Raw genomic sequence first — 10,041 nt, 5'->3', positions numbered from 1 at the left:
ATGGAACTTGTTTGAGGTCACACGCACAAAACCACAAATAATGTATGGTAATGACATAGATTTAATAATATTAATAATATTGTATTACTTAAATTTTAATTGTTGATAACTCGCGTGTGCGAAAGGTAAAGGTAGGACTTAGGTATGATTCAAATCGTTATTGATGGGAAATATCGAATCGTCGAGCAAGGACAAACCGTTCTTGAAGCGGCAAAAACATGTGGTTTGGAGATCCCATCTTTATGTGGTTTGAATAAAACAGCGGATAAAGTGCCGTGTGATTTGTGTGTTGTGGAAGTTGATGGCGTTGGTGTTACTCGCTCTTGTGAGCTTGAAGTGTCTAATGGGCTGAATATTACCACTCAGTCAAAACAGTTAACGAATCATCGACAAGAAGCGTTGAATCGCATCATGACCGATCACTACGCTGACTGTGAGGCGCCATGCCAAACAGCCTGTCCTGCTGGGGTCGACATCCAATCTTACCTGCACCATATTGCTCAAAATGATCACATTAAAGCGATTGAAGTGATCAAAAAGACATTGCCAATGCCGCTTTCAATTGGTCGTGTGTGTCCTGCTTTCTGTGAAACCGAATGTCGTCGTAACTTGGTCGATGAATCCATTGCGATTCGCCAACTCAAACGACACGCTGCCGATGCGGATCTAGCGGCTCAAGAGAGCTACATGCCAGCGAAGAAACCAAATAAAGGCAAGAGCATTGCTATTGTTGGTAGTGGCCCCGGTGGGCTTACGGCGGGTTATTACCTATCTAACGAAGGCTATGAAGTCAGTGTCTATGAGTCGATGCCCAAAGCGGGTGGTTGGCTGCGTTACGGTATCCCTGAATATCGCTTACCTAAGTCGATTCTAGATAAAGAAATCGAGTTGATGTGTCGCAACGGAATGGTGGTTGAGTGCGGTAAAAAACTCGGTGTTGATTTTACACTGTCTGATTTAAGTAACGATTTTGATGCGGTTTGTTTAGCCGTTGGCGCATCACAAGCGGTCGAGATGAATTACCCGGGTAGCGAACTCGGAGGTTGTTATTTGGGTGTCGATTATCTGAAAGATTACGTGACCGACCAGCAGTACGTCACTGGTAAAAAGGTTGCCGTGATCGGTGGCGGTAATACAGCGATTGACTGTGCTCGAACCGCAGTTCGTGATGGCGCGGATACTACGCTGATTTATCGTCGTACTCGAGATGAGATGCCAGCAGAAGATTACGAAATCGAAGAAGCTGAACATGAGGGTGTGAAGTTCCACTTCTTAACCAACCCTGCAGAAAACATAGCCGATGAAAATGGTCATGTATCAGAAATACGATTAGAACGAATGGCTTTGGGTCCTGCTGATGCTTCAGGCCGCCGCAGCCCTAAACCAACTGGCGAGTTCTTTGTTGAAGCGTTTGATACGGTTATTGCTGCCGTGTCGCAAAAGCCTGATCTGAGCTTTATGGACAATGAAGCGATTGATATTCCTCTTACTCGTTGGAATACCGCAGATGCTGATCCACAAACCATGCATACCGGAACCGGAAATATTTTCAGTATTGGTGATTTCCGACGCGGCCCTGCAACCGCAGTCGAAGCGGTGGGGGATGGGCGTATTGCTGCACAAGCGATCGATCGCTTCTTCCACGGTGATATGGAAAATATTCCGGCCAAACCGTTTAACTCAAGAAAACACAAACAGCTCAAAGCGGTGGATCCTGAGCAATACCAGTCGATACAACGTATGGCTCGTAAGATCATGCCAGAACTAACGCCCGAGCAGCGTGAACAAAGCTTTGATGAAGTAGAAACAGGGTTTGATAATGCTGATGCAATAGCGGAAGCAGCAAGATGTCTAGAGTGTGGTTGCCAAGCCAATACCGATTGCGACCTACGAGACTACTCGACCGAATACAAAGCAACGCAAACGCATCCAGAGTACAAAATCGATGTGGCTTCGAATGAGAGTTGGCAGGCGATTCGTGCTGAAGAAGCGAAGGTCGGGTTAACAAGACAAAAATTTTCGGTCGATGACAGTTCTGAGTTCATTATCTTTGACGCCAACCGCTGTATCAGTTGTGGCCAGTGTATCCAAGCCTGTCGCGAACAGAATGTTCATGGCGTTCTAAGCTTCATGAACCAATCCGATGGCAAACCTGCATCAAGACCCGAATGTCGCCCTAACTTTGGGGCGGACAAGACCTTAATGGGCGACTCAAACTGCGTTCAATGTGGATCGTGTATTCAGGCGTGTCCAACCGGTGCAATGGTGGATGCTCGCGACAGAAAGCAGGGAGACACAGACGTACTCAAGAAAGTCGATACCATCTGCACCTATTGCGGTGTCGGCTGCAAGCTAACCATGCATATCGATGAGCAGAAAAACAAAATCCGCTATATCGAAGGCGGAGACTCTCCGGTTAATGAAGGCATGTTGTGTGTTAAGGGACGATTTGGCTTCGATTTTGTGGGCAGCGATGCGCGTTTAACCACACCATTAATTCGTAAAGATGGCTGGTTGCAACCTGCAAGTTGGGATGAGGCAGTTAAGCTTATTGCCGAGAAGTTTACTGCGATTAAGCAAGGCTTTGGCAGTAACGCTTTAGCGGGGTTCTCGTCGGCGAAAACCACCAATGAAGATAACTATGCCTTCCAAAAATTCATACGTCGTGAACTCGGTACCAATAACGTCGATCACTGTGCGCGCCTTTGTCACGCATCTACTGTTACTGGTTTAGAGGCTTCGCTAGGTAGCGGGGCGATGACCAATGATATTCCAAGCATCAAGCACTCAGATGTGATCTTTATTATTGGCTCCGACACCACGTCAGCACACCCAATTATTGGCTCGCATATCAAGCAAGCTGTGAGACATGGTGGAGCGAGATTGATCGTTGCCGATCCAAAACGAATCGATATTGCTGACCATGCTGAACTTTATTTAGCGCACCGACCGGGTACTGATGTAATGTTGATCAATGGTGTGATGCAGCAAATCATCAAACACGGTTGGTACGACCAAGAGTATATCGAAGACCGTGTGGATGGCTTTGATACCTTGCTTCAAGAGGTAATGTCACCAAGTTATTCACTAGACAAAGTGGAGCTGGTAACTGGCGTTAAAGCGGAAGACATCTTCGCAATGGCGCGATTGATTGGTACTGCAGAGCGTACAGCGGTGTACTACTCGATGGGCATTACGCAACATACCACTGGTCACGATAACGTTCGATCAATCGCTAACCTACAGCTCTTGTGTGGCAATATCGGAATTGAAGGCGGCGGTATCAACCCATTACGTGGTCAATCCAATGTTCAGGGTGCGTGTGACATGGGCGCATTGCCAAATAACCTTCCGGGTTATCAGAAAGTGTACAACCCAATGGTTCGTCAAAAATTCGCGATGGAGTGGGGTGTTTCTGACCTACCGGCTGAAACAGGCTTAACGTTGACCGAAATTATTGATGGAGCGTGTCATCGAGATGTTCGTGGTCTGTACGTAATGGGCGAGAACCCAGTGCTGAGTGACCCGAACCAAGCGCATGTGATTGAAGGTCTTGAAGCGTTAGATTTCCTCGTGGTTCAAGATATTTTCTTAACCGAAACCGCTCAATATGCCGATGTGGTGCTACCGTCTTGCTCGTTTGCTGAGAAGTCTGGTCATTTTACTAATACCGAGCGTCGTGTTCAGCGTATTAACCCGGCGGTATTGCCTCCAGGTGAAGCGAAAGAAGATTGGGTGATTATCCAAATGTTGGCTAATGCGATGGGCGGCAATTGGGAATATGACTCGGTTGCTGATATCACCAATGAGATAGCGCGTGTCACGCCACAGTATGGTGGTTTACGTTGGGAGAACATTACGGTGAACGGCGTGCAATGGCCAAGTAATAAGAACAACCCTGATGGCACACGTATCATGCACCAGACCCAATTTACGCGTGGGCGTGGTCAAATGGAGGCGATTCCGTTTAGATACGCTGCTGAGCTACCGGATGCGGAATACCCGTTAGTATTAACGACAGGCCGTATTCTAGAACAGTTCCACACCGGAACCATGACACGTAAAACAAAAGGGTTGGATAACTTAGCAGGGCCGCGTGCCATGGTGAGTGTTCATGATGCTGAAGCGCTAGGTATCTCGAATGGTCAGATGCTTAAGGTCTCAACACGTCGTGGTGAAATCGAAATCGCGGCCTTTGTGACTAAACGAATGCAAAAGGGTGTGGTATTTATTCCATTCCATTTTGTTGAATCACCAGTTAACCGTTTGACTACCACAGCGACTGATCCACACGCGAAGATCCCTGAATTTAAGGTGGCGGCTGTGCGTATTGATCCTATTCGTGAGCCTGAGTGTGAAGTAACAGAGGCTTAATCATATTAGCTCGGTGAAGACGGCTGGCATTAAAAAGCCGCGTAACTCTCAGAGTTATGCGGCCTTTTTATCGAGCTAGATTCAGTATCAATAACTGAGTCGTTTCGCTTTAATTTAGATGAGCTTAGTTTTGAACAATTTCGCTACCGTGAACACCAAATTGCTTAGCAGCGTAGGCAACGCGCTCTGCTGGTTTTGGGTATTCAGCCGGTGTGCCCAGGTTTTCAATATGATGCAAGCGAGGTAATAAACCTGCGCCGTTTGCAATCTGTATTGCTAATCCAGGGCGAGCGTTTAGCTCCAGTACCATCGGGCCTTCTTCTTGGTCTAAAACCATGTCCGTACCCATGTAACCAAGGCCTGTCATTTCCCAAGCACTTGATGCAAGTGTCAGCAGCTTTTCCCAATGGGGTACTTGTAGTAGCGCCAACTCTTTACCCGTATCTGGGTGGTGAGTCACTGGGTGGTCAAATTGAACCGCACGAACGGCTTTACCCGTAGCGATACAAATACCTACGCCCACAGCACCTTGGTGCAAGTTAGCTTTACCATCAGAAGCCGAAGTCGATAGACGCATCATCGCCATTACAGGGTAGCCCTTGAATACAATGATTCGTACATCTGGTACACCCTCGTAACTGAAGCCGTCAAAACACTCGTCAAACTTGATGAGGTTTTCAACTACAGCAACATCGTTCTTACCACCGAGTGAGAAAAGACCCGCGAGAGCGTTACTGATGTGGCGCTCTACGTCTTCTTCATTGATAGTCGAACCCGATGGCTTGGTGTAAACGCCGTCCTTGTGAGAAGTCACAACAAGGATACCTTTACCACCACTGCCTTGAGCTGGCTTGATTACGAAACCCGGCCACTCTTTTACCATCTTGTGGATTGTTTTTACTTCAGCTTGATGACCAATCACGCCAATCAGTTTTGGTACAGTAGCACCAGCCTGTTCAGCAATGATCTTCGTCTTAAGCTTGTCATCAACGAGTGGATACTTGGAACGATCATTGTAGCGACCAATATAACTATGGTTACGCTTGTTCATTCCCATTATGCCTTTGTCTTTCAACCTAAACGGTGAAGTAAACTGATCAAACATAACTTAGTCCTCCGCTAGCGGTTTAAAGCGACGAAGCTCGGTTAGACGGTATCCTGTGTAGTTACCTAGTAGCAAGATGGTCGCTAGAATAACAAGTTGTAAACCAATAAAGTTAAACGTTAAGTGCTGAATGAACGGGTTAGTCATGCCTAAGTAAACAAGAACCGCAGTGAATAGAGAACCACCACCTTGCAGCATTACTTCTTTCGCGCCTTCTTCTTCCCATAGGATAGACATACGTTCGATAGTCCAAGATAGGATAATCATTGGGAAGAACGTAATGGATAGACCTTCAGTCAGACCCACTTTAAACGCGACCACAGTGAATACAGAAATAATCATGATTACCGTGATGATTACGGCGGATATCCTGGCGACCAGCAGTAAGTTGAGCTTGGATAAGTAACTTCGAATAATAAGACCTGTACCTACGATAAGTAGGAAGCCGACAATACCCGTTACCAATTGTGTTTGTACAAAGGCTACCGCAATCAGTACAGGCATGAAGGTACCGGACGTTTTCAGACCGATGATGACACGTAGGAACACAACAATCAGAGCACCGATAGGAATCAGCATGATGGTTTTAAACATCGCTTGCTCTTCTAGCGGCAGACTATGAATGGAAAGGTTTAACAGTTGATCCGCAGAGACTTTACTGTTGGTTGCTTCAGTGGGAGTCACCTCCTGAGCAATCATCGAGAAGTGAACTTTACTGTTCTGACCGCCAACCACGTCTAATAGAGATACATTTGATTCATCCCAAATTAGCAGGTTTGGCTGAACTTGCTGTTCGCTTGATTCAGGAGAGAATAAAACCCATTGGTCGTTATCCCAGATCTGGTTCATTTGCTGGATAGATTGACGACGACGTCCATCTTCTAGCTCGATAACACCAACCACTTTATTGTGAATGTTTGCTGATGAAAGTAGCTTGTGTGTCGCTTCCACTTTAGTCATGTTATTCAGAATAAGCGCTGAGTTTTGGCTGTCTGGATCGTTAAGTGTTTTGATGAGCTCACGGGTAAAAGTGAGGTTGTCTGCAGAACGCTTTGTCGCTCTATCAATCAATGCAAAAGAAGCGGCTTCTTCAGGGCCGTCGAAGCTTGGCTGTGCGACTTCGCCTTCTGGCGGTATAGCATCAACTTTTGCTTGGTTGTCGACTAGGAATTGTGTTTTGTAGTAGATAGTTTGAGGGCCATCTGCGTATCGAATAGACCACTCTGCGCGGCGACCTGATTCGGTATTCAAGTAAGAGATACCATAACCTGGCGATGAAGCCGATTCGCCGATAAGTGTGTAGTTAGACTGAGTATGAGGAGCCGCTAAGGAAACTTTTGCTTCTTTGCCTACTGCGTTGAACTCGATGCGAGCTTCAACGTCCCAAACCTGTCTGGTTTCCCCTGGAGTCCAAGGTACACCGTAGGTCGTATGTCTGAACATACTCAGTGTTATACCTGCCACAATAAGCAGGAATATAGAGATATAAAATGGAATTCTTGACGTCATAGCTTACCCTACTATTGTTATTTAACTTCCGTTTGTACGTACTTTTTACTTACATCTACTAGCGCTATGTCTTTGATAAATTCGCGCCCTAGTAATACAGGGTGACTCATTTGAGAGCGATCCGCCAATGTAAATTGCGCTTTTTCATGGATTTTTCCAACTTTAACCCATAATTCAATCACAGCTCGACGTTCTGTCTGATCATTCGTTGATTGGCGGATTTTCACATAACGTACAACAGGCGCTTCAATCCATTTTTGGTCTTCTGCCGCTTGTCCTTGGTCTTCTAGGTGGAACTTAACCCAGTTCTTACCATTTCGTTCGAATTCTTTAATATCGACGGCATTCAAAGAAGAGGTTGTTGCGCCGGTATCCACTCGCGCATCAAAGCTTTGTTTGATTGAGTCGATAGACACTTTTTCGATTCCGCCAAGGATAGTCGGTTGTGAGGTAGGAGCGATAGGAGCCGCTGCAACTGCCACGGGTTCTTCTTCCTCTAGCTCTTCAATGACTTTGTGTTCCATGCTTGTTAGATGAACATCTAACTGATTTGAAAGGGTGATGATTTCGTCTTCTAAGCTTTCAATGTAATCACTTTGATTACTGACTTGCAGTTCAAGATTTTGAACCTTATTTGCGATGTTTGTCTCTGAGCGGGCAATAGCATCGAGAGTTTCTTGGTGGTAGGCAGCACCGTTAGTAAGGGTACAACCAGAGAGCAAACCAACCGCCACAATAGGCGATAATCGCTTAAACATAAAAAAACCTTTGGAAATTAGAGAATAGTTCAGACTATTTAGAAGTTTAGCCCACAAAAAAGGATGCGTGAAGCATCCTATTGTAAGAGTCTGGTCATATTGAATCGCAATGTGAGCGCTACGCCAATTATTGTAATTTTAAATAGCTCACTTATTAAGCATAAGTCAATTTTTGTTCAATTTGCGCGCATTTTTGTGAAAGCTCACAGCGAAGCAAAAGGTGGCGCTGTAGCCACCAAAAAGCCATTACTCTGTTATCGGCTAAATAATGGCTTTCGGGCATCACATTTATGGCTTGGTCGCCACAAGAATGGCACGTCTTGGTGCTGGGTGACCTTCAACCGTTTTACTTGGATCATTCGGGTCTAAGTAATCTGGTAGAGAGTTGTGTGTCATCCATTCTGTCGTGCGTTGCTCGCCGATTGTCGTGACATTCTCATCCACGATGCGCACGTCTTCAAAGCCGACCTGTTCAAGCCAGCGTTTCAGAGCTCGAGCAGAGGGGAAGAAGTACACGTTTCTCATCTGCGCGTAACGGTCAACAGGAACCAGAACTGCATTTTCATCGCCTTCAATCACTAAGGTTTCAAGCACTAATTCACCGCCAGACACCAATTGGTCTTTCAGTTGAATCAAGTGATCAAGCGGAGAGCGACGGTGGTATAGCACGCCCATGCTGAATACAGTGTCGTACGCTTCCAGTTTTGGTAGTTGTTCAATACCTAGAGGTAAAAGGTGCGCACGTTGGTCATCGCCCATCAACTTACGGATCGCTTCAAACTGAACCAAGAAAAGGTGAGAAGGGTCGATACCTACTGTAAGACGAGCGCCTTCGCCAAGCATGCGCCACATGTGGTAACCATTGCCACAACCTACATCGAGCACAGAACGGTTTTTAAGTGGTGAGATATGTGGAAGCACACGATCCCATTTCCAGTCACTGCGCCATTCTGTATCGATATGAATGTCGTGAACCGTGTAAGGACCTTTTCTCCAAGGGTGGAAAGTCTTTAGCAAGCTTTCTAACTTTTTAAGTTCACCCGTGTGGAACGGTGTAGAGCTGCCAATGGTCACTGAGTTTTTCAGATCAACTTGGTCAGGCACACCTTGTGGAATCTTGTTCAATGCACGTAACCAGCGGTCGAAGTCACCGTGCTCTGCATTTTGCCAATCCGTCAGCTGTTGAGGAAGAACATTTAGCCACGGCTGAAGGCGAGTATCTTGGGCAATAAGTTGATAAAAATTGGCAAAATTAAACATTAGAACAAGTTCCTAAATTTTATTACTCGATACTATCGTCATCCTCGAACGCGAGTCGACGAGTGCATCGGGGATCTATAAATAGATGCTAGAGTGTTTTGTTAAGGGGCGCTTTCTGAGTCGCTCGACACTCATAAAAATACTAGTGATTAAGGTAAAGCTAAAAAGAGAGATTCCCTATCACGTTTATCCCTCACAGTAGGGAATGACGGGTATCATTCAGTATCACTTAGCTAGACTATTTAATAGCAAACATTGAACCAAAGTTGAAACATTGGAACCAGACTTCGCTGCTTGAGAAGCCAATCTTATCAAATCGCTCTCTGTGAACAGGGATCGAATCCGGGCGCATCACGTTTTCAATTGCGCTACGTTTCTGACTTACTTCTAGCTCGCTGTACCCGTTAGCACGTTTGAAATCATGGTGCAGGTCGATAAGCAGTTCATTTGAGCTTTCATCTTCGAATACGTATTTTTCTGACAGGATTAAGATCCCGCCTGGGCGCAGGCCAGCATGAATTTTCTCAAGCAGAGCGTATCGATCGTCTGGAGAAAGAAATTGCAGCGTAAAGTTAAGCACCACAACAGAAGCGTCTTTGATTTCCACTTCACGGATGTCGGCTTCAATCACTTCTACCGGTGTGTCACTGCGGTAAGCATTAACGTGCAATTTGCAGCGCTCAACCATGGCTTCTGAATTATCGATCGCGAAAATCGTGCAGCCTTCTTGCTGAATGTGACGACGCATAGAAAGTGTCGCAGCACCAAGCGAGCAGCCAAGGTCGTAAATATTAGAGTGTGGCTTTACAAAGCGCTCAGCCAGCATGCCGATTGCAGAGATGATATTGCTATAGCCAGGCACCGAACGTTGAATCATATCCGGAAATACTTCAGCAACCCTTGCATCAAAGGTGAAGTCTCCAATTTTATCAATAGGAGCGGAAAAGATATTGTCTGTGTTGCTCATAGCATTTTCTCTCGACAGTCAGCGTAATTGGCACAAAATTCGTACCAAATAAAAGGGGGCGTATTTTA

At 45.8% G+C, this 10,041-nt stretch carries 6 protein-coding genes; 1 reads left to right on the top strand and 5 read right to left on the bottom strand.

Features of this window, described 5'->3' with window-relative positions:
• Positions 1–144: 144 nt before the first annotated feature.
• Positions 145–4,374 (top strand): formate dehydrogenase subunit alpha, encoded by a 4,230-nt coding sequence (fdhF, locus tag AB4507_RS12750; protein ID WP_372182782.1) that lies wholly within the window; start codon positions 145–147, stop codon positions 4,372–4,374.
• A gap of 124 nt (positions 4,375–4,498) precedes the next feature.
• Here the strand turns inward: fdhF and AB4507_RS12745 are convergent, their stop codons facing one another.
• The 5 genes from AB4507_RS12745 to cmoA form a co-directional block, all read right to left on the bottom strand.
• Entirely contained in the window at positions 4,499–5,479 is a 981-nt protein-coding gene (locus AB4507_RS12745; RefSeq protein ID WP_029235672.1) for an alpha-L-glutamate ligase-like protein, read from the bottom strand.
• 3 nt (positions 5,480–5,482) lie between these two features.
• Positions 5,483–6,988 carry an inactive transglutaminase family protein gene (locus AB4507_RS12740; RefSeq protein WP_372103122.1) on the bottom strand — a complete coding sequence of 502 codons (1,506 nt, stop codon included), beginning with the start codon at positions 6,986–6,988 and terminating at the stop codon, positions 5,483–5,485.
• Between the two features lie 17 nt (positions 6,989–7,005).
• On the bottom strand, positions 7,006–7,746 hold the full coding sequence (locus AB4507_RS12735; RefSeq protein WP_065585129.1) for an ATP-dependent zinc protease: 741 nt from the start codon (positions 7,744–7,746) through the stop codon (positions 7,006–7,008).
• A 288-nt stretch (positions 7,747–8,034) separates the two neighbouring features.
• Positions 8,035–9,006, bottom strand: coding sequence for a tRNA 5-methoxyuridine(34)/uridine 5-oxyacetic acid(34) synthase CmoB (cmoB, locus tag AB4507_RS12730; RefSeq protein WP_009846365.1), 972 nt, complete (start codon positions 9,004–9,006; stop codon positions 8,035–8,037).
• 238 nt (positions 9,007–9,244) lie between these two features.
• On the bottom strand, positions 9,245–9,973 hold the full coding sequence (gene cmoA / locus AB4507_RS12725) for a carboxy-S-adenosyl-L-methionine synthase CmoA (RefSeq protein WP_017062083.1): 729 nt from the start codon (positions 9,971–9,973) through the stop codon (positions 9,245–9,247).
• Between the last annotated feature and the right edge of the window lie 68 nt (positions 9,974–10,041).

The sequence above is a fragment of the Vibrio sp. 10N.222.54.A3 genome, assembly GCF_041474095.1.
Taxonomy (GTDB): Bacteria; Pseudomonadota; Gammaproteobacteria; order Enterobacterales; family Vibrionaceae; genus Vibrio; species Vibrio crassostreae_C.
The sequence above is the reverse complement of the archived record's forward strand: the minus strand, read 5'-3'. Positions and strand labels throughout refer to the sequence as shown.